Annotated in this window: 20 protein-coding genes, 1 tRNA gene and 1 pseudogene; 11 read left to right on the forward strand and 11 right to left on the reverse strand. The window is 72.5% G+C overall.

Translation table 11 applies throughout. The features are described 5' to 3' along the window. Positions 1-27 precede the first annotated feature (27 nt). Positions 28-1,023, forward strand: coding sequence for a sulfate/molybdate ABC transporter ATP-binding protein (locus GRQ65_RS11585; protein ID WP_160878122.1), 996 nt, complete (start codon positions 28-30; stop codon positions 1,021-1,023). Between the two features lie 38 nt (positions 1,024-1,061). Then, positions 1,062-2,228, forward strand: coding sequence for a geranylgeranyl reductase family protein (locus GRQ65_RS11590; RefSeq protein ID WP_160878123.1), 1,167 nt, complete (start codon positions 1,062-1,064; stop codon positions 2,226-2,228). On the opposite strand, the gene GRQ65_RS11595 is transcribed toward GRQ65_RS11590, so the two are convergent. Together GRQ65_RS11595 and GRQ65_RS11600 are read right to left on the reverse strand one after the other, a co-directional pair. Beyond that, on the reverse strand, positions 2,168-2,680 hold the full coding sequence (locus tag GRQ65_RS11595; RefSeq protein ID WP_202387970.1) for a 2'-5' RNA ligase family protein: 513 nt from the start codon (positions 2,678-2,680) through the stop codon (positions 2,168-2,170). The genes GRQ65_RS11590 and GRQ65_RS11595 overlap by 61 nt on opposite strands. Positions 2,681-3,113: 433 nt before the next feature. Continuing rightward, a complete protein-coding gene (locus GRQ65_RS11600) occupies positions 3,114-3,605 on the reverse strand; it encodes a YajQ family cyclic di-GMP-binding protein (RefSeq protein WP_160878124.1) in 492 nt (163 codons plus the stop codon). Positions 3,606-3,701: 96 nt separating this feature from the next. Here GRQ65_RS11600 and GRQ65_RS11605 point away from each other — a divergent pair. Beyond that, a tRNA-Tyr gene (locus GRQ65_RS11605) sits at positions 3,702-3,783 on the forward strand. Positions 3,784-4,059: 276 nt separating this feature from the next. Here GRQ65_RS11605 and GRQ65_RS24275 read toward each other — a convergent pair. From GRQ65_RS24275 to GRQ65_RS11630, 5 genes and pseudogenes are all read right to left on the reverse strand, one after another. Next, positions 4,060-4,311 (reverse strand): annotated as a pseudogene (locus tag GRQ65_RS24275) (PIN-like domain-containing protein); the annotation flags it as partial. An 8-nt stretch (positions 4,312-4,319) separates the two neighbouring features. Continuing rightward, positions 4,320-5,039: a DUF433 domain-containing protein gene (locus tag GRQ65_RS11615; RefSeq protein ID WP_160878125.1), complete on the reverse strand. Its 720-nt coding sequence runs from the start codon at positions 5,037-5,039 to the stop codon at positions 4,320-4,322. Between the two features lie 93 nt (positions 5,040-5,132). Next, a complete protein-coding gene (locus GRQ65_RS11620) occupies positions 5,133-6,074 on the reverse strand; it encodes a TAXI family TRAP transporter solute-binding subunit (RefSeq protein ID WP_160878126.1) in 942 nt (313 codons plus the stop codon). After that, on the reverse strand, positions 6,071-7,480 hold the full coding sequence (locus GRQ65_RS11625) for a HAMP domain-containing sensor histidine kinase (RefSeq protein WP_160878127.1): 1,410 nt from the start codon (positions 7,478-7,480) through the stop codon (positions 6,071-6,073). The genes GRQ65_RS11620 and GRQ65_RS11625 overlap by 4 nt, the downstream gene beginning before the upstream one ends. Continuing rightward, positions 7,480-8,136, reverse strand: coding sequence for a response regulator transcription factor (locus tag GRQ65_RS11630; RefSeq protein WP_160878128.1), 657 nt, complete (start codon positions 8,134-8,136; stop codon positions 7,480-7,482). Before GRQ65_RS11630 ends, GRQ65_RS11625 begins: the two co-directional genes overlap by 1 nt. Positions 8,137-8,337: 201 nt before the next feature. Here GRQ65_RS11630 and GRQ65_RS11635 point away from each other — a divergent pair, with 201 nt between their 5' ends. The 4 genes from GRQ65_RS11635 to GRQ65_RS11650 all read left to right on the forward strand — a co-directional run bounded on the left by GRQ65_RS11635 (position 8,338) and on the right by GRQ65_RS11650 (position 11,895). Then, on the forward strand, positions 8,338-9,354 hold the full coding sequence (locus GRQ65_RS11635; RefSeq protein WP_160878129.1) for a tripartite tricarboxylate transporter substrate-binding protein: 1,017 nt from the start codon (positions 8,338-8,340) through the stop codon (positions 9,352-9,354). Positions 9,355-9,448: 94 nt separating this feature from the next. Beyond that, positions 9,449-9,952 carry a tripartite tricarboxylate transporter TctB family protein gene (locus GRQ65_RS11640; protein ID WP_160878130.1) on the forward strand — a complete coding sequence of 168 codons (504 nt, stop codon included), beginning with the start codon at positions 9,449-9,451 and terminating at the stop codon, positions 9,950-9,952. 9 nt (positions 9,953-9,961) lie between these two features. Next, positions 9,962-11,470: a tripartite tricarboxylate transporter permease gene (locus GRQ65_RS11645; RefSeq protein ID WP_160878131.1), complete on the forward strand. Its 1,509-nt coding sequence runs from the start codon at positions 9,962-9,964 to the stop codon at positions 11,468-11,470. Positions 11,471-11,517: 47 nt separating this feature from the next. Next, the gene (locus GRQ65_RS11650; RefSeq protein WP_160878132.1) at positions 11,518-11,895 is read left to right on the forward strand and encodes a universal stress protein; all 378 of its coding nucleotides are present in this window, start codon (positions 11,518-11,520) and stop codon (positions 11,893-11,895) included. A gap of 4 nt (positions 11,896-11,899) precedes the next feature. Here the strand turns inward: GRQ65_RS11650 and GRQ65_RS11655 are convergent, their stop codons facing one another. Then, positions 11,900-12,280 carry a MerR family transcriptional regulator gene (locus GRQ65_RS11655; protein WP_202387971.1) on the reverse strand — a complete coding sequence of 127 codons (381 nt, stop codon included), beginning with the start codon at positions 12,278-12,280 and terminating at the stop codon, positions 11,900-11,902. A gap of 131 nt (positions 12,281-12,411) precedes the next feature. Here GRQ65_RS11655 and GRQ65_RS11660 point away from each other — a divergent pair, with 131 nt between their 5' ends. Beyond that, positions 12,412-13,506 (forward strand): alkene reductase, encoded by a 1,095-nt coding sequence (locus GRQ65_RS11660; RefSeq protein ID WP_160878133.1) that lies wholly within the window; start codon positions 12,412-12,414, stop codon positions 13,504-13,506. 27 nt (positions 13,507-13,533) lie between these two features. Here GRQ65_RS11660 and GRQ65_RS11665 read toward each other — a convergent pair whose 3' ends face one another. After that, positions 13,534-14,037 carry a MarR family winged helix-turn-helix transcriptional regulator gene (locus tag GRQ65_RS11665; protein WP_237448132.1) on the reverse strand — a complete coding sequence of 168 codons (504 nt, stop codon included), beginning with the start codon at positions 14,035-14,037 and terminating at the stop codon, positions 13,534-13,536. Between the two features lie 89 nt (positions 14,038-14,126). On the opposite strand from GRQ65_RS11665, the gene GRQ65_RS11670 reads away from it, so the two are divergent. Both GRQ65_RS11670 and GRQ65_RS11675 read left to right on the forward strand, forming a co-directional pair. Beyond that, entirely contained in the window at positions 14,127-14,507 is a 381-nt protein-coding gene (locus tag GRQ65_RS11670) for a DoxX family protein (protein WP_160878134.1), read from the forward strand. 13 nt (positions 14,508-14,520) lie between these two features. Continuing rightward, positions 14,521-15,390: a DODA-type extradiol aromatic ring-opening family dioxygenase gene (locus GRQ65_RS11675; RefSeq protein WP_337191665.1), complete on the forward strand. Its 870-nt coding sequence runs from the start codon at positions 14,521-14,523 to the stop codon at positions 15,388-15,390. Between the two features lie 90 nt (positions 15,391-15,480). On the opposite strand, the gene GRQ65_RS24015 is transcribed toward GRQ65_RS11675, so the two are convergent. Beyond that, a complete protein-coding gene (locus tag GRQ65_RS24015) occupies positions 15,481-18,405 on the reverse strand; it encodes an amidase family protein (RefSeq protein WP_160878135.1) in 2,925 nt (974 codons plus the stop codon). Between the two features lie 215 nt (positions 18,406-18,620). On the opposite strand from GRQ65_RS24015, the gene GRQ65_RS11685 reads away from it, so the two are divergent. Next, positions 18,621-19,997, forward strand: coding sequence for an amidohydrolase family protein (locus tag GRQ65_RS11685; protein WP_160878136.1), 1,377 nt, complete (start codon positions 18,621-18,623; stop codon positions 19,995-19,997). Positions 19,998-20,001: 4 nt separating this feature from the next. Here the strand turns inward: GRQ65_RS11685 and GRQ65_RS24020 are convergent, their stop codons facing one another. After that, entirely contained in the window at positions 20,002-20,682 is a 681-nt protein-coding gene (locus GRQ65_RS24020) for a helix-turn-helix domain-containing protein (protein ID WP_160878137.1), read from the reverse strand. Positions 20,683-20,694 lie beyond the last annotated feature (12 nt).

A 20,694-nucleotide genomic window follows, 5' to 3' on the forward strand; every position in this document is an offset into this window, starting at 1 on the left:
CCAGGCACTGTCCTAGGAGACAATCCCATGAGCATCGACATCAGCGGTGTCACCAAGAAGTACGGCGACTTCGTCGCCCTCGAGGACGTCAACGTCTCGATCCCGACCGGTCAGCTGACCGCCCTCCTCGGCCCCTCCGGCGGCGGCAAGTCCACGCTGCTGCGCATCATCGCCGGCCTCGAGACCGCCGACGCCGGCACCATCAAGATCGAGGGCACCGACGCGACCAAGCTGCCGCCGCAGAAGCGCAACGTCGGCTTCGTGTTCCAGCACTACGCGGTCTTCAAGCACATGACCGTGGCCAAGAACGTCGCCTTCGGTCTCGAGATCCGCAAGCGCAAGAAGGACGAGATCGCCGCGCGGGTCGACGAGCTGCTCAAGCTCGTCCACCTCTCGCAGTTCTCCCACCGGATGCCCTCGCAGCTCTCCGGCGGTCAGCGCCAGCGCATGGCGCTCGCCCGGGCCCTGGCGGTCGAGCCGACCGTGCTGCTGCTCGACGAGCCGTTCGGCGCGCTCGACGCCAAGGTCCGCAAGGAGCTGCGCGACTGGCTGCGCCGCCTGCACGACGAGGTGCACGTGACGACGGTATTCGTGACCCACGACCAGGAGGAGGCCCTCGAGGTCGCCGACGAGATCGTGGTCGTCAACGAGGGTCGGGTCGAGCAGATCGGCACCCCCGACCAGCTCTACGACCAGCCGGCCAACGACTTCGTCATGCGCTTCCTGGGCGAGACCACCCTGCTCGACGGTCACACCGTGCGCCCGCACGACATCGAGGCGACCACCACGCCCGGCGGTCCGGGCACGGTCGCGGGCACGGTCGAGCGCGTGCTGCGCGTCGGCTTCGAGGTGCGCGTGACCGTGCGGACCGAGAGCGGCGACGACGTGCTGGTCACGATGACCAGGACCCACGCCCGCTCGCTCGGCCTCGAGGAGGGCGCGAAGGTCTGGCTGAGCATCGCCGAGGGCGCCATCACCGTCCCGGCGGGCGGCACCCAGCCGGCGCCGGTGGCGGCGGTCTGAGGCCCGGCGCTCGGGAGGGGGCTCGTAGTGTCCGGTCCGTGGAGGAGTACGACGTCGCCGTGGTCGGCGCCGGTCCCGCAGGGTCGTCCGCGGCCCGCGCGGCGGCCGAGCGCGGGGCGCGCGTCGTGGTCCTGGACCGGGCGGAGTTCCCTCGCTACAAGACCTGCGGCGGGGGGCTGATCGGTCCGTCCGCGGCGGCGCTGCCCGGTGCACCCCCGGTCCGCGCCTCCGTCACCCGGCTCGACCTCACGCTGCGGGGCCAGCGGCGGCGCGCCCGCGCCGCCGCTGGTTCGTTCCTCCAGCTCGTCGCCCGCTCCGAGCTCGACACCTGGCTCCTGGAGCGGGCCGTCGCCGCCGGCGCCGAGGCCCGGCTGCCCTGCCGCGTCCTCGACGTGACCGACGGCCCCGACGGCGCGCTCGTCTCCACCTCGGAGGGGACGCTGCGCGCCGGGGTCGTGATCGCGGCCGACGGCACGTCGAGCCGGCTCGCTCGTGCTGCCGGCGTACGGCTCTCGCGGGTGGACCTCGGTCTCGAGGTCGAGCTCGAGACCGGCCCGACCGCGGCCCACTGGGCCGAGCGGGTGCACCTCGACTGGGGCCCGGTGCCGGGCTCCTACGGCTGGGTCTTCCCGAAGGGCGACACGCTCACCGTCGGCGTCATCGCCGCGCGCGGGGCGGGGGAGGCGACCCGGGCCTACCTCCGCTCGTTCGTCGCGGGTCTCGGCCTCGACCGGCTGCGCGTCGTCCACGACTCGGGCCACCTGACCCGCTGCCGCACCCCGGACTCGCCGCTCGGGCGCGGCCGGGTGCTGCTCGCCGGCGACGCCGCCGGGCTGCTCGAGCCGTGGACGCGCGAGGGCATCTCGTTCGCGACCCGCTCGGGGGCCCTGGCCGGCGCGGTCGCGGCCGACGGCGCTGCGGGTGCGTTGGAGCGCTACCGCGAGGCGCTCGCCGTGGACCTGCTGCCCGAGATGGCGGCGGGGGAGCGCTGCCTGCGCGCCTTCGAGGCCGCACCCGGCGTCTTCCACGAGCTGATCGGCTCGACGCCGGTGGGCTGGCGGCAGTTCGAGCGGCTGGTGCGCGGCGAGACCACCCTGACGCGCGCCGTACGACGGCGGCCGGTGCGGGCGGGGCTGCGGGTGCTTCAGTCGGTGCCCGGCGCGAAGGCGAAGGTCTCGACGGGCTCCCAGGGCCCGCCGACGTAGCGCCACAGCGCGAGCGACTCGGCCCTCGCCGTCGACGGCGAGAACGTCGACCGCAGCCGCTCGACGGTCGCCTTCGCCGCTTCGGGCGCCACCTTGTTCTGCACCGTGACGTGGGCGCGCAGCCCCTGCGCGTCCTGGGGCGTGAGGTGGTCGCTCCAGGCCCGCTGCAGCCGCCGGTGGACCTGCTCCAGCTCCGGTGCCTCGAGCCGGTAGGCCGCCCCGCGGCCCAGCGACATCACCTCGGCGACCCGGACGTCGAAGGCCTCCTGCTCCCGCGCCGCCTCGGCCAGGTCGTGGCGCACCCGGTCCTCGAGCTCGCCCGGCACCGCGTGGAACAGCGTGAGGTGCGCCCCCACCTGCGTCCGGCCGGCCGGGAACAGCTCCCGCCGTTCGGCGTCGAAGCGCGCCATCGTGTCGGCATCGAGCTCCAGCGTCACCACGAACGGGTCCACGATCTAGAACCTACGGGCCGGGTGCGCGGGGGTCCGGGTCGTCGACTGTCGAACTTCCGGGGTCACCAGGTGACCCAGAAGTTCGACTGTCGACGGCAGGGCGTCTGGCCCTGGCGGACTGTGCAACTTCTCAGTCACTGGATGACTCGGAAGTTGCACAGACGTCGTGAGAGGCCGGGGCGGACCAGGCCGACGACAGTCGAGGTTCGTGGCCTCCTGGGTGGCTGCAGACCTCGACTGTCGGATCCGGATCTCGTCGGCGGGCGACTGTGCAGGTCTGGTGTCGCTGGGTGACTGCGCGGCTGCACAGATCGCGGGCGGCCGCGGGTCGTACCGACAGTGCAGGTTCGTGGGCCAGCAGGTGACTGCAATCCTCGACTGTCGGGGACCCTCAACTGGCGGGGACGCGGGCAGTCGGACCGCCCACCCGGCCTCAGCGGTAGTTGGTGAACTGGACCGCGAAGTCGTAGTCCTGGCCGCGGACGAGGGCCTGGACGGCCTGGAGGTCGTCGCGCTTCTTGGACGAGACACGGAGCTCGTCGCCCTGGATCTGCGCCTTGACGCCCTTGGGGCCCTCGTCGCGGATCAGCTTGGAGATCTTCTTGGCGTCCTCGGAGGAGATGCCCTCCTTGAGCGCGATCGAGATCTTCGACTGCTGACCCGACTGGCGCGGCTCGCTGGCGTCGAGCACCTTGAGGCTCACGTCGCGCTTGATGAGCTTCTGCTGGAAGACGTCGAGCACCGCGCTCGCGCGATCGTCGGCGGAGGCGCTGATCTCGATGGCGTGCTCGCCCTGCCACTCGATGGTGGCACCGGTGCCCTTGAAGTCGAAGCGGGTCGCGATCTCCCGCGCGGTCTGCCCGAGAGCGTTGTCGACCTCCTGACGGTCGAGCTTGCTCACGATGTCGAACGACGAGTCGGCCATGTCTGCTGCTCCTCCACGAGTTGTCGCGTCTCCGGGACGCTGCGCTATTGTTCCGTCTTGTCCTGGACCGGCCAAGCGCGGGTCCCTGACACCCCTGGCAGGTTGCCCGAGCGGCCAATGGGAGCGGACTGTAAATCCGTCGGCTTTGCCTTCGAAGGTTCGAATCCTTCACCTGCCACAGGGATCGGAGCCCCCGGCCCGCAGCGATGCGGCCGGGGGCTCTGCCGTTCCAGGCACTCAGTCGTGCCGCACGAGGGCCGAACTCGGGCAGAGGGTCGAGCAAAGGGTGTCGGCGTGACCTCTCGGCCTCAGTCGAGGTCGATCTGACGCACGGCCGCTCGAGACACGCGAACAGCGCCGGGCCGCTCTCGGACGACTTCGCCCAGATCACGTCGCGGTGTGCGATGAAGGCCTCCGCCATCTCGTCCGCCGTGAGGTTGCCGGACGTCAAATGGAAGGCTCGAACACCGTAGGCCGTGATCGTCGCGCGTTCTGCGGGCCGGTAGCGGATCCGTTCGTCCTTGGCCAGGACGGTCCACCCGTTGTCACCGGCCAGCCGGACCCAGTCGGTATCGACGACAGCCTGTCCCTGTCTCTCGCCGTAGTGCTCGGACATGGTGAGCAGCGGCCAGCCGTCAGCGCGCAGGAGTCGCGGGAGTCGGAGGCGTCCGAGGCTACGGTCGACGAAGAAGAGCAGCCCGTCCACAGCCGGTCTCAGTTCAGCAGAACGGCGAGGGCGTCCTCGAGCTCGATGCGAGGGATGCCGTACTCCTCCGAGACGACGTCGATGTCCCGCTCGGCCTTGAACAGTGCGATCGCATCCTCCAGACGCACGCCGCTCGCTGTGAAGACGGGCTGGCCGAAGGACCTGCGGACGTCGGCCACCAGGCCGGCCCGTCGAAAACCCGGCAGCGGGATGGCGGTTGCAAAGCCGTCAGAGCCGAACTCGATGCGCTGCAGGTACTCGACGACGACCTCGGCGAACACCCTTTGGCCGTTGCGCACGACGACGAGCTCCTGCACGGCGTCACGCTGCTCGCCGCCCTCGCGCTCTCCGTAGTCGAAGAGCACCTCGGCGCCGTCGGTGAAGAGCTGCTCGGACGCGAGCGCGTGTCCGAGGCCGACCTCCTGGTTGAGTCGCTCGAGTGCGGGTCGGATGCGCTGCAGCGGAACTCCGGTCTTCCGGATCGCGCTGAGTGCGTAGCCCTCGGCGAGGCCCACGAAGGGGATGTTCGGCCCGCGCGGACCCACCTTGGGCACAGTGCTCAACACGGGTGCCCCGACGACGTGTCTTCCGTCGACATCGACGTGGTAGCCGCGAGCCCAGTTGCGGAAGGTCGACTCGGACAGGGCGAGGAATCGGGCTGCCTCGGTCTGGGTGCAGAGGGCGGCCTCGAACTTGTCGACGGCCGCTGGCTCAGCCAGTGCAGTCATGATCGATCTCCCTCCCTCTGGTCTCGCCCATCATGACGCAGGGCACCGACGATGCGTGCCAGGCGTGCTGGGCAACGGTGCGACCTCCACGGCTCAGCCGTGCCGCTGGCGGTAGCGGGCGACGGCGGCCGGGTGCAGATCGGCCGGGAACGTGTCGATCAGGCTGGCGGGGGCGAGGTACTGCAGCCCACCGGAGGGCTGCGGCACGAGCTGCGCCTTGGCTGTGAAGAGGGTGTCGACGACCGTGCGGACGGCGTCGTCGCCGAGCCCGGTGCGGCACAGGAGCAGCACCGCGACGCCGGCGGTGCGCACGTCGTCGGCCTGGCCCCACACGTCGCTCGGCAGCCGGACACTCTGGTACGCCGATCCCGCGCCCACCTCGGCGTCCACCAGGTCGCCGAGGTCGATCGCCCGCAGCGGGTGGGTGCGGCTGAGGGAGGCCAGCTCGGGGGAGGGCTGCCCGCCCCACCAGAGCATCGCGTCGACCCGGCCGCCGGCCAGTGCGATCGCGCCGTCGGTCTGGGTGGCCGCCCGCAGCGCCAGGTCGACCCGGGGGCACAGCAGCCGGCGGGCGGTCTCCTCGGTCCCGGAGCCCGGCAGCCCGACCGCGATCGTCCGGCCGGACAGGTCGACCACCGAGCGGATCGGGCTGTCGGCCCGGACGAGGCAGTGCAGCGTGGTCTGGTACAGGCGGGCCACCGCGGCGATCCCGGTGGGGTCGCCGGCCAACGAGTCGGCCAGTGCGAGCGCGAGGTCGGCCTCGCCCGAGCGCAGGAGGGCGAGGTTGGCGACCGAGCCCGCGGAGGAGGTGACTGAGACGCGTCCGACGGCCTCGCGTCCGCGCAGCTCGCCCGCGAGCAGTCGCGCGAACCGGGTGAACGAGCCGTAGAGCTCGCCCCCCGCCACGGTCAGGTCGGTCGTCACGCCGCTGCCCGCTGACCTGCGGTCGGCGCCGACGGCCGTGGCCGCGCCGAGGCCGAGCACGAGGCCGGCCGCGCCGGTGCCGCGCAGCAGCGTGCGCCGGTCCAGCCTCACGCGAGGCCCTCGGAGCGCGGCAGGTCGAGGGTGACGGACAGCCCGCCCAGCTCGGAGCGGCCGACCGTCATCGAGCCGTCGTGGGCGCGGGCGAGGGCGTGCACCAGCGCGAGGCCGAGCCCGGTCCCCGGGGCGTCGGCGTGGCGCGAGGAGCGCCAGAACCGCTCGCCGACGTGGTGCAGCTCCTCGGGCGACAGCCCGGCGCCGTCGTCCTCGATGCGCACGAGCGCCCGCCCCGCGGGCCCGGCGGCGAGGACGACGCGGACGACGGGCTCGTGCCCGGCGTACTTCACGGCGTTGTCGAGGGCGGTGTCGACCATCTCGAGCAGGTCGTGCGACCCGACGCCGACGACGAGACCGGGCTCGGTCGCCGTGGTCAGTCCGGGCCCGACCAGGTCGGCCCAGCGCTCCCGGACGTAGGTCGCGACGGCGGTCGCCTCGGTCGCCTCGGCGACCGGCGGCCCGCCCTCCTGGACGGCGAGCGCGGCCCGGCGCTCGTTGACGCGGTGCTCGGCCTCGGCCAGCCCCAGGAGCCGGTCGACGGTCGCGTCGAGCCGGTCGAGGTCGCGCTGCACGGCCTCGACGACGTGGCGGTCGGCGGCCGGCTCGTCGGCCAGCAGGTCGACGTGCAGGCGTACGGCGGCCAGCGGGTTGCGCAGCTGGTGGGAGGTCCCGGCGACCAGGTCGCGCTGCTGGGCGACGGTCGTCTCCAGCGTGGAGGCCATGATCTGGAACGAGCTCGCCAGCCGACGCAGCTCCGGCGGGCCCGACAGCGTCAGGTCGTCGACGTGGTCGCCGCTGGCGAGGGCGTGGGTCGCGCGGTTGAGCCGGTGCACGGGACGCAGGATCCACCCGGTCGCCCACAGCGTCGCGGCCATCAGGGCCAGCAGACCGGCCGAGACCGGCACCAGCAGCAGCAGCCACTCGTCGCGCACCTCGGTGCGGGCCTCACGCAGGTCGACCTCCATGACGACGACGCCCCCGGCCAGGTCGCGCTCGATGGCGACCGGTGCCGACAGCAGCGCCGTCGCGGGGGACCACGGCGATAGGGTCGGCACGTCGAGCTGGGCGAGGTTGGCCCCGAAGTCGCGCACGCGCCGCTGCACCTCGCCCGAGCCCGGGTCGAGGTCACCGACCGAGAGCAGCACCTCGCCCGCGGCGTCGAGCACGAGCACATCCTCGCCGAAGAGGGCGTGGTAGCGCTGCAGGTGGCGGCGCAGTGGTGTCAGGTCGCCGTCCTCGAGGGCGACCTGCGCGAGCTCGGTCGTGCGGGCCATCGCCTCCCGGCGCTCGGTCTCGACGGCGTTGGTCCGGCGCTCGGCGATGGACTGCATGATCGGGGTGACGAGCAGGACGAGCGCGGCGAGGACCGCGAGGAGCAGCGGCCCCGCGATCCGCAGCCGCATCAGCCGGCCCCGATGCGGTAGCCGTAGCCGCGGATGGTCTCGATCAGCCCCGGGCGGCCGAGCTTGCTGCGGAGCTGGGTCAGGTGCACGTCGAGGGAGCGCGCGGTGCTCTGCGACGTGTCACCCCACACCTCGTCGAGCAGCAGCTGCTTGCTCACGGCCTCGCCCGGGCGCCGCGCGAGCACAGCCAGGACGTCGAACTCCTTGGTGGTGAGGGCGACCGCAGCGCCGTCGACCTCGACGCGCCGGGTGCTGAGGTCGACCTCCACGTCGCCGAACCGTGCCCCCTCGGCCGGCCCGGTCGGCCTGCGGCGCCGGGTCACGACCTCGAGGCGCGCCAGCAGCTCGCTCATCCGGATCGGCTTGACCAGGAAGTCGTCGGCGCCGAGGTGCAGGCCGCGCACCACCGAGCGCTCGTCGCCGCGCGCCGAGACGATGACGACCGGCACGGTCGAGATCTGGCGCAGCGCTTGGAGCACGTCGAAGCCGTCGCCGTCGGCCAGCCCGAGGTCGAGCAGGACCGTGTCCGCGTCGCGGTGGCGGCGCAGGGCGTCGTCGCCGCGCGACGCGCGGGTCACACTGTGGCCGTGACGCTCCAGCACGGCCCGCAGCGCGGCCGCGACCGAGTCGTCGTCCTCGACGACCAGGATCTTCATGCGCGCATCGTAGGAGGGCGGGCGGCGATGACGCGGCGGCGATGTCACCGGTTTCCCTAAGGCAACGTTAGGAACGGGCTCCACCTGATGACGCGTGACCGCTGTCACACCTACGGTCCTGACACAGCCCGGCGCCGGAACTCCCCGGCACCGACCGACCACCGCTGCAGCCGTCCCGGCTGCCCGTCGTACGGAGCTCTCATGACCGCGTCCCGCCCTGCCCGGAGCACGTCCGCCCGCCGCATCGCCGCCACCGTCGGCGTCGCGGCGTTCGCCCTCGCCTCGACCGCCTGCGCCCCCGGCGGTGGCGGCGACGACGCCGCGGCGTCGGACTCCTACCCCGACCGCAACATCGAGGTCGTCGTGCCGTTCGCCGCCGGTGGCCCGACCGACACCGTGACCCGCCTCGTCGGCGACCCGATGTCCCAGGAGCTCGGCGTGCAGATGATCGTGCAGAACGTCGAGGGTGCCGGCGGCACGGTCGGCGCCGGCGAGGTCGCCAACGCGAAGAACGACGGCTACACGCTGCTCATGCACCACATCGGCATGTCCACCGCGCCGACCCTCTACGAGGACCTCGCCTACGACCCGGTCGAGGACTTCGAGCCGATCGGCCTGGTCACCGAGGTGCCGATGACGATCATCGCCCGCGGCGACCTCGAGCCGAAGAGCCTCGAGGAGCTCTTCGCCTACCTCGAGGAGAACGCCGGCGACGTGACGCTGGCCAACGCCGGCGTGGGCTCGGCCTCCCACCTGTGCGGCCGCCTGATCCAGCAGGAGCTCGGCATCGAGCTCCAGGAGGTGCCGTACGACGGTGCCGCGCCGGCCATCGCGGACCTCGTCGGCGGCCAGGTCGACGTGATGTGCGACCAGACCACCAACACGACCGGCCAGATCGAGGGCGGCGACGTCCAGGCCTACGCCGTGACGACGCCGGAGCGCGTCGAGTCGCTACCTGACCTCCCGACCACCGCCGAGGCCGGCTTCCCCGGGGTCGAGGTCGCCGTCTGGCACGCGCTGTACGCCCCCGCCGGCACCCCGGACGCGGTCGTCGAGAAGCTGCGCGGCTCGCTGGCCACCGCGCTCGAGGACCAGGCCGTCATCGACCAGATGGCGAGCCTCGGCACCGCCCCGGTCGCCGCGGAGGACGTGCAGCCCGAGGCCGTCACCACCACGCTCAACGAGCAGATCGACCTCTGGGGCGACGTCCTCAGCTGAGTCCGCCCGGTCGTCGGTCGGGTCGCGCCCAGGCGCGGCCCGGCCGGCACCGCCGCGCGCCCGCACCCGTCCCCGTCGACCACTGGAGAGCGTCATGTCGTCGTCCGAGCACCCCGTCCCCACCACCCAGGAGCCGCCGTCCGGCGGTGCCCTCCACGAGCGCCACGGCGAGCTCGTCGCGGGCGGTCTCTTCGCCGTCCTCGGCGGGGCCTTCGCCTTCGCCAGCTTCGGCTACGGCCTCGGCTCGTGGGACGAGATGGGCGCGGGCATGTTCCCGTTCGTCGTCGGACTGATCCTCGTCGGACTCGGTGTCTCCGTGGCCCTCGGTGGGGTCCGCGGCGGCGAGGTGACCGAGGGTCTCTCACGCATCCCGTGGCGCGCGATCGTGTGCGTCGGCGGCGCGATCGTGGCTTTCGCCTACCTGATCCCCGTGGTCGGGCTGATCCCGACGACCGTCGTCACCGTGTTCGTGAGCGCGCTCGCCTCGCCGGCGACGACGATCGTGCGCGCCGTCCTGGCGACCGCGGGGATCACGCTCGCCTGCTACGTCATCTTCGTCCTCGCGCTGCAGCTGCGGCTGCCGCTCTACTGGTTCTGAGGAGCCGTCGTGGACCTGTTCTCCAACCTCTCCCTCGGCCTCGAGACGGCGTTCCAGTGGCAGAACGTGCTGTTCTGCCTCATCGGCGTCGCGCTCGGCACGGCGGTGGGCGTGCTGCCCGGCATCGGCCCCACCGCGACCATCGCGATGCTGCTGCCGATCACCTTCAACTTCGACGACCCGACGACGGCGCTGATCATGCTCGCCGGGATCTACTACGGCGCGCAGTACGGCGGGTCGACGACCGCGATCCTCATCAACCTGCCCGGGGAGTCGTCCTCGGCGGTGACCGCGATCGACGGCCACGAGATGGCCCGGCGCGGCCGGGCCGGGGTCGCACTGGCGACGGCGGCCCTCGGCTCCTTCGCCGCCGGCACCGTGGCCACCGTCGTCCTCGCCGTGGCGGCGCCCCCGCTGGCGCAGGTGGCGCTGTCGTTCGGGGCGGCGGAGTACTTCGCGCTCGTCGTGCTCGGCCTCGTCGTCTCGATCGCCCTGGCCCGCGGCTCGGTGCTGAAGGCGCTCGCCATGATCATGCTCGGCATCCTGTTCGGCGCGGTCGGCCAGGACACCTACACCGGCCAGCCGCGCTTCGCCTTCGGCATCCCCGAGCTCTTCTCGGGCATCAGCTTCGTGGCGCTGGCGGTCGGCGTCTTCGGCATCGCCGAGATCCTGCGCAACCTGCGCGACCCGCAGAGCCGCGGTGGGACGATCAGCGGCGTCTCGAGCCTGTGGCCCTCCCGCTCGGACTTCCGGCGGATGGGTGGCCCGGTCGGCCGCGGCACGGTCATCGGCTCCCTGCTCGGGATCCTGCCCGGCGGCGGCCACATCCTGGCGTCGTTCGCCTCCTACGCCGCCGAGAAGCGGATCTCGAAGAACCCGGGGGAGTTCGGCCACGGCGCGATCGAGGGCGTCGCCGGGCCGGAGTCGGCCAACAACGCCGCCGCGCAGACGTCGTTCATCCCGCTGCTGACGCTCGGCATCCCGTCCAACCCCGTGATGGCGCTGATGATCGGCGCCTTCATCATCCAGGGCATCACCCCCGGTCCCACCGTCATCGACGAGCAGCCCGCGCTGGTCTGGGGCCTGATCGTGTCGATGTTCATCGGCAACGCCCTGCTGGTCGCGCTCAACCTGCCGCTCATCGGGATCTGGGTGCGGATGCTGAAGACGCCCTACTGGATCCTCTTCCCGACCATCGTCATCCTCGCCTCGATCGGCACCTACGCGGTGGGGCTGAACGCCTACCACGTGCTGATGATCGCGGTCTTCGGCCTGCTCGGCTTCGTGCTCATCCAGTGCGGCTGCGAGCCGGCGCCGTTGCTGCTCGGCTTCGTCCTCGGCCCGCTTCTGGAGGACAACTTCCGCCGGGCGATGCTCATCTCGCAGGGCGACCCGAGCACCTTCCTCACCCGACCGCTGTCGGCCTCGCTGCTCGCCGTCGCCGCGGCTGCCCTGCTCGTCTCGGTGCTCCCGGCCATGCGCAAGAAGCGCGACCTCGTCTTCGTCGAGGACGACTGAGCCGCGTCGTACGACCCCGATCCGCCCACCCCGAACCAGGAGCAGCCATGACCGTCCTCATCGCCTACACCCCCAGCGAGACCTCGCGCGAGGTGCTCGACACGGGACTGCGGTACGCGCGCAGCCTCGGCGAGCAGGCCCTCGTGCTCAACGTGCTCACCGAGTCGGCGCCACTGGTGGAGAGCGCCCTCTCCCCGGACGGCGTCGCGGCCCTGACCGACGAGCTCGACGCGAGCGAGGCGAGTGCGGAGCAGGTGCGCAACCCCGACGTGGCCGACGCTGTCCTCACCCGCGCCGGAGAGATCGGAGCGAGCCTGGTCGTCGTGGGCGTGCGCCACCGCAGCCCCGTCGGCAAGCTGCTGCTGGGCAGCGTCTCCCAGCGCGTCGTGCTCGAGAGCGAGGTGCCGGTGCTCTGCGTGAAGTGACGGCTCAGCTGGGCAGCGGGGCTTCCTGGGCGGCGCGCCAGCGGCGGTTGTTGCCGATGACGACGTCCAGGGCGGCCAGCGTCTCGGTGAGCTCCGCGATGTGGGCCTCGAGCCGCTCCCGCTCGACCTGCAGCCGCTCGAAGGCGTCGTCGTTGGCGGCGACGCTGGGGGCGTAGGTGCAGGGCAGCAGCTCGGCGATGACCGCGCTGGTCAGCCCCGCGGCGTACAGCTGGCGCAGCAGGGCGACGTGCCTCACCGCGTCGTCGGCGTAGTGCCGCTGTCCCGACGGGCTCCGCTCGGAGACCAGCAGGCCCTGCTCCTCGTAGTAGCGCAGCGAGCGCACGCTGGCGCCCGTCCGCTCCGACAGCTCACCGATCCGCACCATGGCCCCCTTCCGATCCGGTCCGGGTGATCCGGCTCTCACCGGTCGCTCGCGACTTGCCTCTGACGTCAGTGTCAGGTCTTAGCGTCGTCAACGGCAAGTGCGCGAACGTCGCACGCCGGAGGAGAACGACGATGACCAGCCTGTTCGACCGCGTCCAGCTCGGGCCGCTCACGCTGCCCAACCGCGTCGTGATGGCCCCGATGTCGCGGGTGCGCGGCACCGCCGACGGCCTCGCGACCGCGACCATGGCGACCTACTTCGCCCAGCGCGCCAGCGCGGGACTGCTGATCAGCGACGGCGTCGCGCCCAACCTGGTCGGCACGTCCAACCCGGGCGCGGCCGGGCTGCGCACCGACGCGGAGGCGGCCTCCTGGCGACAGGTCACCGACGCCGTGCACGCCAACGGGGGGCGCATCGTCGCGCAGCTGATGCACGGCGGGCGCATCAGCCACCCCTCGATCAGCGGGCTGCAGCCGGTGGGCCCGTCCGCCGTCGCTGCCCGGGCCTCGCTCTTCACGACGTCCGGACCGCTGCCCGCGCCGGTGCCGCGGGCCCTCGGCACCGATGAGGTGCCGGAGCAGGCCCGGTCCTACGCCGAGGCCGCGGTGCGAGCTCTCGACGCGGGCTTCGACGGGGTCGAGCTGCACGGCGCCAACGGCTACCTGATCGGCCAGTTCCTCTCGAGCAACGCCAACCTGCGCACGGACCGCTACGGCGGGTCGGTCGCGGGGCGGATCCGGTTCGCCGTCGAGGCGGTCGAGGCGACGGTCGATGCCGTCGGCGGCGACCGGGTCGGGATCCGGCTCTCCCCGGACGCCGGCATCTGGGACGCCGTGGAGGAGGACGTGCCGGACCTCTACGACGCGCTGCTCGGTGAGCTCGAGCGGACCGGCCCGGCGTACGTCCACCTGGAGGCGACGACTGACGAGGACACGATGCGGGCGCTGCGCCGTCGGTGGACGGGCCCGCTGGTGGTCAACCCGAGCACCTGGCTGCAGCGCGGCGGCGCGCCGTACGGTCCCGTGCCGACCAACCGCACCATCGCGGACCACTGGCTCGGCCTCGGCGCCGACCTGATCAGCTTCGGGCGCGCGTACGTCGCCAACCCGGACCTGGTCGAACGACTGCGCCTGGGCCTGCCGCTGGCCGAGGCCGACCCGGCCACCTTCTACGGCGGCGGCGCGGCCGGCCTGGTCGACTACCCGACCTACCGCCACACCGCCTGACGGCGCCGAGACACACCGAGGACGCACTCAGCCGAGGCAGCGGTCGGCGGGGTCGATGGTGCGGACGATGCGGCGCGCGATGGAGGTGAGCTGGCCGACCTGGGTGCGGGTGAGGGGGTCGAAGACCAGGCGGCGCACCTCACGCACGTGCCCCGGGGCGGCTGCGACGACGAGGTCCCAGCCGGCGTCGGTGAGCGTCGCCAGGGTGTAGCGACCGTCGTCGGGGTCGGGGTGGCGCCGCACGAGGCCGCGCTTCTCCATCCGGGTGACGACGTTGGACAGCCGGGAGAGCGACCCCTCCGCCATCACGGCCAGGTCGCTGAGCCGCATCGTGCGCCCCTCCGTCTCGGAGAGCGCCGAGAGCACGCCGTACTCGAAGTGCGTGATGCCCGCGTCGGCCCGCATCTGCGTGTCGAGCGCCGACTCGAGCCGCACCAGCAGGCTCACCAGTGCCAGCCAGCTCTCCTGCTCGTCGGGGGCGAGCCACTGCGGGGCGTCGTCGTCCGTGCGCTCCTCCATGTCGCCATCCATGTCGCCATCGTACGGATGACTTGAAGGTTGAAGTAACGGACGCTACGTTTACTTCAACACTGAAGTGATCGACCCGAAAGAGGACACGGATGAACGTCGCACTGTGGATCGTGGCGGGGCTGCTGGCCGTGGCCTTCGCCGCCGCCGGGGCCATGAAGCTCACCCAGCCGCGGGAGAAGCTCGCCGAGTCGGGACTCGGCTGGGTGCACGACTTCTCGCCGAGCCAGGTCAAGCTCATCGGCGCGGCCGAGGTCCTCGGGGCCGTGGGCCTGATCGTGCCGGCGCTGGTCGACGTGGCCCCCGTGCTCGTCCCCGTCGCCGCCACGGGCCTCGCCCTGCTGATGGTGGGCGCCGCGATCACGCACGCGCGGCGCGAGGAGACGCCGATGATCGGCATCAACGTCGTGCTGCTGGTCCTGGCGGTCGTCGTGGCCGTCGGGCGCTTCGGGCCGCAGTCCTTCGGCTCGTGAGACGGGCGCGCCGGTGACCACGATCGAGGAGCTGCTCGACCCGGCCGTCCCGGCCGGGGCGTACGACGCGCTGCTGGCTCGGGCGCTGCCGCTGGCTCGGGCCCAGCGCGCCTGGGAGCCGGCCGACGGCCCGCTGCCCGCGCTGTTCGTCAGCCACGGGGCACCGCCGACGCTTGACGACGCCGCGTGGCTCGACGACCTCTTCGCGTGGGGCCAGTCGCTGCCCAAGCCGCGGGCGATCGTCATCGTGTCCGCGCACTGGGAGACCGCGCCGCCCGCCCTGGCGGGCAGTGCGGCGGGCACGCCGCTGTTCTACGACTTCGGGGGCTTCCACCCGCGCTACTACACGCTGCCCTACGCGACCCCGGACGCCACCGACCTCGCACGCCGGGTCGCCGGCACGCTCGGCCATACACCCGTGCACCAGTTCACCCAGCGGGGTCTGGACCATGGGGCGTTCATCCCGCTGATGGCGATGTACCCCGCGGCCGACGTGCCCGTCGTCCAGCTGTCGATGCCGAGCCTCGACCCGGCGGCGCTGCTGGCCCTCGGGGCGCGGCTGCGCGAGCTGCGCGAGGAGGGGGTGCTCGTCATCGGCTCGGGGTTCATGACCCACAGCTTCGCGGCCATGCGCCAGCCGTCGCTCGTCGGTCACGTGAGCGCCTTCGACGAGTGGGCCGGCCGGACGATCGACCGCGGCGACGTCGACGAGCTCGTCGACTACCGGCTCAAGGCGCCCGGGGCCGCGATCGCGCACCCCACCGCCGACCACTTCGTCCCGCTGCTCCTGACGATGGGCGCCGCCCACGACCCGGGCTCGGCTCGCACCGTCTTCGACCGGGTCGTGCTCGGCAACCACATCCGCTCCGTGCAGGTCGACTGACCGTCCACCCGACTCACACGCACGACGGACACGCACGAGGGCCTGGCCTGCAGCCGCAGACCAGGCCCTCGTCGTACGCCGTGGCTCGGGTCAGCGCCGGGCGCGCACCGTGACCGTCACGGGGGTCGTGGTGCTGGTGGTGCCGAGGAGACCGACGAAGGTCACCTTCGCCTTCACCGCCTTGGCGGGCTTGCCCGCCTTGCCGCGCCGCAGGGCCTTCGAGGCCTTGCGGCTGAGGGTGACGGTGACGGTCTTCAGGCCACCGGCCCCGACGGTGACCGGCGCCGAGAACGCCCGGCCCTTCACCGTGACCACGACGCGGCCGACGCACGGGTCGCTCGCGCTCGCGCAGCCGACGGACAGCGCCACCTTGGCCTTGCCCTTGCGCGAGATCTTCGCCAGGGCCCGCGAGGAGACGACGGTGAGCCGCTTGGAGGACGGGGTCGGGGTGAGCGGCGTGACCACCGCGGGCACCGCGTCGGCGTCGTAGGCCAGCCGCGGCGTGACCTTCGTCGGCAGGATGCGGCCCTGCGCGATCTTGTCGAAGGCGTAGGCGAAGCCCATGAGCTCGGCGTCCTGGAACGCCTTGCCCTGCAGTTGGAAGCCGACCGGGTTGCCGTTGACGGTCGCGCCCGCCGGGAAGATCACCGTCGGCACGCCCGAGGCCGAGGACTGGGGGTCCTTGCGACCGAAGCTCGGCTGGACCGTGTCGTTGAGGTGGATCTCGCTGAGCTCGGTCGGGTAGAGCACCGCGTCGACGCCGTTGGAGTCCATCCAGCCGGCGAGGTTGGACCGGTAGAGCGCGCGGTAGGCCTCGAAGTCGCGCTGCTGCTGGTCGGTCATCCCGGTGCCGTCACCGGTGTAGGGGCCGGGATACTGGTACGGCACCCGCAGCGGGTTGTTGGTGATCTGCTCGGGCCGCGAGTACGGCGCGTCCGGGTGCGCCTCGAGCCACTGCAGCCAGCCCTCGTAGCCGGTGTTGCCGTAGTTGCCCCGGGCCGGCACGTCGGTGAAGTCGGGGATGGTCTTGATCGTCGCCCCGGCCTGGCGGAACACGTCGAACTTCGCCCGCAGCGCGTTGCTCACCGTCGTGGTCTGGAACGGGTCGTCGAACGCCGTCGCCGGCACCCCGATGACCTTGCCGCGCAGCGCGTCCGCCTTGAGGGTCGCCGACCAGTCGGTCGGACGCTTGCCGTTGGCGACGTCGTCGAGCACGTCGGCGGGGTTGTCCTTCGCGGTCACGTCGAGCAGCAGCGCGAGGTCCTCGATGGACTGGCCGATCCAGCCGACGTAGTCCTGGATGAGGGTCAGCGGCATGGTGCCGCCGCTCGACTGCATGCCGTCCGTGCCGCGCAGGGAGTAGAGGCTCGCCGCGCCGGACGGACCCCACAGCGAGTCGCCGGTCTGGGTGCCCCAGGCGGCGGCGGTGAAGCTCGACGCCACCGCGACGGCCGAGCCGCCGCTGGAGCCGATCGGGCTGCGCGAGGGGTCGAAGGCGTTCCACACCGCGCCGTAGCCGTTGGGGCTGGCGTGACCGTCGTTGGCGAACTCGGCGAGGTTGGCCTTGCCCATGATGATCGCGCCGGCCTTGCGCATCAGGTCGACCTGGAAGGCGTCGCTCTTCGGTCGGTAGCCGTCGAAGACGCGCGAGCCGCCCGTCGTCGGCATGTCCAAGGTGTCGATGATGTCCTTGGCCATCACCGGGATGCCCAGCAGCGGGCGGGTGTCACCCGCGGCGCGCGCGGCGTCGGCCGCCTTGGCCTGGGCCATCGCGTCCGGGGCCACGGTGATCACCGAGTTGAGACCGCCGGGCCCGCGGTCGTACGCCGCGATCCGGTCGAGGTAGGCGCGCATGATCTGCTGCGAGGTCGTCCTGCCGCTGCGCAGGTCGGCGACGAGCTGGGTGAGCGTCTTGCCGACCACGTCGTACGGCGAGGTGGTGGTCGGCGTGGCGGCCGCGGTCGAGCCGACCGGGGTGTCGACGAGCTCGCTCGTGGGCCGGCGCGTGCAGTCGGAGCTGCCGAGGCCGAGCGAGGCGGGGGTGAAGTTGGTGACCGAGCACAGCTCGGCGGTGCTCAGGCCGGTCGTGACCGGGGCCGCGGTCAGCGTGGTCGCGGTGTTCTCGACCGTCGCCACCTCGCTGCCGGCCGCGCGCGTCGACCCGAGCACGGCGCGGCCCTCGGGCAGCCCGGTGACGACGTAGTGCAGCACCGAGGCGGTCGCGCCGGGGGCCACCGTCAGCGTGTTGACGAAGCCGGGGAAGTTGGCGGCGTCGCCGCTGGTCGGGAGCGCCTGGGTGAACGGGTCGAGCAGGAAGTTGCCCATCCGCTTCAGCGACGCGGCGTACCCCGGCGTGCCGAAGACGGTCGCCGAGGGGCCGTTCTGACTCGGGTTGCCGGCGGTGGTCCGGACGGGGGTGAACCACGACGCCCAGCCGTCGGCGCTGGTGATCGACTGGTCGCCGCTGCCCGTGCGGCTGATCTCCGACTGGTTCTCGCCGGTGTCGTAGCCGAGCTGGCCGCCGAAGGCGACGTCGAAGGTGACCGGTGCGTGGGTGGTGTTGGTGAAGGTGTCGAAGAAGCGCCCGTAGCTCGAGCCGGTCGGCACCACGAGCTCGCGGCGGACGACGACGCCGTCGACGTCGACGCCCTGGGTGCTCGTGAAGCTCTGGTAGCCGTCGTAGGTCAGGCCGAAGCCGCGCAGCAGGATGCCGTTGAGGCGGCTCGTGCCGCGGTCGACCTTCATCCGGATGCCGCCGTAGCCCTGCAGGGCGCCGCCCGCGGTCGCGGCGTTGCCGACGGTGTTGCGCACGCTGCCGGTGTCGAGACCCGGGTTGGCCGCGTCGTGGACGCCCCAGCTGTCCCCGCCGGTGGTGGGCACGGAGTTCCACGCCTCGGCGGTCGTGGGGGTGACGGCCAGGACGCCACCGACGAGGCTGGCGGCGGCGAGGCCGGGCACGAGGCGGCGTGCGAACCGCCTTCGGTGGTGCGGTCGACGCGGGGTCGATGAGGTCACGGACGGGCTCCTTGCTCGTGGGGTGGTCAGCGGAGTCAAGCGAGCGCGTGTCTCGGGCGGATGTCGTCGCCGTTGCGTTCGAGCACGAGTCTCAGGAGGCTCACAGCATCGAGGCGTGTTCAGTGAGACTGGACAAGTCGTGAGTGCAGGTGCACGATGTGATCGGCGCCACGCCGAGGTGACGCCGTACGTCGGACCGACAGGAGTCGTGACCCATGGCCGCTCGCACCCTCCTCCGTGGTGGCACCGTCCTCACCTCGCGCAGCCCCGGCGAGGTGCTCGAGGACACCGACGTCCTGATCGGCGCCGACGGCACGATCGAGGCGATCGGGCGCGGCCTCGAGGCCGACGGTGCCGAGGTGCTGGACGTGACCGGGCGCATCGTGATGCCCGGCTTCGTCGACACCCACCGCCACACCTGGCAGTCGGTGGTGCGCAACATCGCCTCCGACTGGTCGCTGACCGAGTACTTCGCCGGTCTGCACACCGGGCTGAGCCAGTACTTCCGCGCCGAGGACACCTACACCGGCAACTACCTCGGCGCCCTCGAGGCCCTCGACAGCGGCATCACCACGCTCGTCGACTGGTCGCACAACCTGTTCAGCCCCGAGCACGCGGACGCCGCCGTGCAGGCGCTGCGCGACACCCGGATGCGCGCGGTCTTCGCCCACGGCGGCGGCGCCCCGCAGTGGAGTGCGCCGCTGCCGAGCGCGGTGCCCCACCCCGACGACGCGCGGCGGGTGCGCGAGGAGCACTTCTCCGGCGACGACGGCCTCGTGACGATGGCGCTCGCGCTGCGCGGGCCGCAGTTCGCGACCCGCGAGGTCAACCGCCAGGACTACGCGCTCGCCGACGAGCTCGACCTGCGCGTCACGGTGCACGTCGGGGACGGCTCGTGGGGCAAGTCGGGTCCGGTGCGGATCCTGCAGGAGGACGGGCTGCTCTCCGACCGCGTCACCTACGTCCACTGCTGCACGCTGGCCGACGACGAGCTGAAGCTGATCGCGGACTCCGGCGGCACGGCCTCGGTCGCGCCCGACGTCGAGATGCAGATGGGCCACGGCTTCCCGGCGACCGGGCGGCTGCTGCGCGCCGGCATCCGGCCGACGTTCTCCATCGACGTGTGCAGCTCGAACGGCGGCGACATGTTCGGCACGATGCGCACCGCGATCGGCATGCAGCGCGCGCTCGACAACGCCCCGCACCTCGAGGCCGACGAGGCCATCGACCGGATCGGCCTCACCTGCGCCGAGGTGCTGCAGTTCGCCACCATCGACGGCGCGCGTGCCGCCGGGCTCGACCACGTCACCGGCTCGCTCGAGGTCGGCAAGGCCGCCGACGTCGTCGTGCTCGAGCACCGCTCGCTCGGCTTCCTGCCGATGAACAACCCGCTCGGCGCGGTCGTCTACAACGCCCACCCGGGTCTCGTGCGGGACGTCTTCGTGGCGGGCGAGCGGGTCAAGGCCGACGGCGAGCTGGTCGGGGTCGACCTCGACGCCCTGCGCGAGCGCGTCAACGCCTCGCGCGACCACATCGTCGGTGCCATGCCCGAGGCCGAGATCGGCGGCGGCTGGCACCCGGACCTGGGATGAGCGGCTAGTGGAGGTCGTCCATCGCCCGCAGCACGTCGACCGCCGACGTGAGGTTGGCCGGTGGTCCCTCGGGCTCGCCGGGAGCCGTGGGCAGCGACTGGTTCTGCGCGCGACGACCCACCACGAACCACACGCCGCGGGCGATCTCGGTGCCGTGGTTGGTGTAGAGGTGCGGGCGCGCGGAGTCGAAGTGGAGCGAGTCGCCCGGGCCGAGCTCGAGGCTCTCGAAGTCGAGCTGCAGCGTGAGTCGTCCCTCGGTGACGTAGGCGTACTCCACCCCCGCGTGGCGCATCATCCGGCCCTCCACCGAGCTGGACGCGCCGGGTGCGTAGGTCACCAGGATGGGGTCGACGGGCGAGCCCGCTCCGGCGGCCAGCCGCTCCCAGGTGACGCCGTTCTCCATCTCGAGGACGGCGCCCTCGCCGGCGCGCTGCACGGGCGGCGTCCCGTCCGGCACGGCGTACGCCGGGTCGCCGGTGCCGACCTCGACCCCCAGCAGCTGGTCGACCGAGACACCGAGGTGGTTGACCAGCGCGTAGAGCGTCGAGACCGACGGCTGCACCTTGCCCGTCTCGACCTGCGACAGCAGCGACGCGGACACGCCCAGCGACTGGGCGACGCTGCGCAGGCTCAGCCCGCGCGCCCGTCGCGCGTCGCGCAGCTGCGCCCCGATCTCCGTCGTCACCGCCCGGACTCT

Source organism: Nocardioides flavescens, assembly GCF_009823805.1.
Classification (GTDB): Bacteria; Actinomycetota; Actinomycetes; order Propionibacteriales; family Nocardioidaceae; genus Nocardioides; species Nocardioides flavescens.

What these genes read in the sequence shown, in the direction of transcription:
- GRQ65_RS11585 (WP_160878122.1), top strand. Translation starts at nt 28, where the DNA reads ATGAGCATCGACATCAGCGGTGTCACCAAGAAGTACGGCGACTTCGTC.
- GRQ65_RS11600 (WP_160878124.1), bottom strand. Translation starts at nt 3,605, where the DNA reads ATGGCCGACTCGTCGTTCGACATCGTGAGCAAGCTCGACCGTCAGGAG.
- GRQ65_RS11615 (WP_160878125.1), bottom strand. Translation starts at nt 5,039, where the DNA reads ATGACTGCACTGGCTGAGCCAGCGGCCGTCGACAAGTTCGAGGCCGCC.
- GRQ65_RS11625 (WP_160878127.1), bottom strand. Translation starts at nt 7,480, where the DNA reads ATGCGGCTGCGGATCGCGGGGCCGCTGCTCCTCGCGGTCCTCGCCGCG.
- GRQ65_RS11630 (WP_160878128.1), bottom strand. Translation starts at nt 8,136, where the DNA reads ATGAAGATCCTGGTCGTCGAGGACGACGACTCGGTCGCGGCCGCGCTG.
- GRQ65_RS11635 (WP_160878129.1), top strand. Translation starts at nt 8,338, where the DNA reads ATGACCGCGTCCCGCCCTGCCCGGAGCACGTCCGCCCGCCGCATCGCC.
- GRQ65_RS11640 (WP_160878130.1), top strand. Translation starts at nt 9,449, where the DNA reads ATGTCGTCGTCCGAGCACCCCGTCCCCACCACCCAGGAGCCGCCGTCC.
- GRQ65_RS11650 (WP_160878132.1), top strand. Translation starts at nt 11,518, where the DNA reads ATGACCGTCCTCATCGCCTACACCCCCAGCGAGACCTCGCGCGAGGTG.
- GRQ65_RS11655 (WP_202387971.1), bottom strand. Translation starts at nt 12,280, where the DNA reads ATGGTGCGGATCGGTGAGCTGTCGGAGCGGACGGGCGCCAGCGTGCGC.
- GRQ65_RS11660 (WP_160878133.1), top strand. Translation starts at nt 12,412, where the DNA reads ATGACCAGCCTGTTCGACCGCGTCCAGCTCGGGCCGCTCACGCTGCCC.
- GRQ65_RS11665 (WP_237448132.1), bottom strand. Translation starts at nt 14,037, where the DNA reads ATGGATGGCGACATGGAGGAGCGCACGGACGACGACGCCCCGCAGTGG.
- GRQ65_RS11670 (WP_160878134.1), top strand. Translation starts at nt 14,127, where the DNA reads ATGAACGTCGCACTGTGGATCGTGGCGGGGCTGCTGGCCGTGGCCTTC.
- GRQ65_RS11685 (WP_160878136.1), top strand. Translation starts at nt 18,621, where the DNA reads ATGGCCGCTCGCACCCTCCTCCGTGGTGGCACCGTCCTCACCTCGCGC.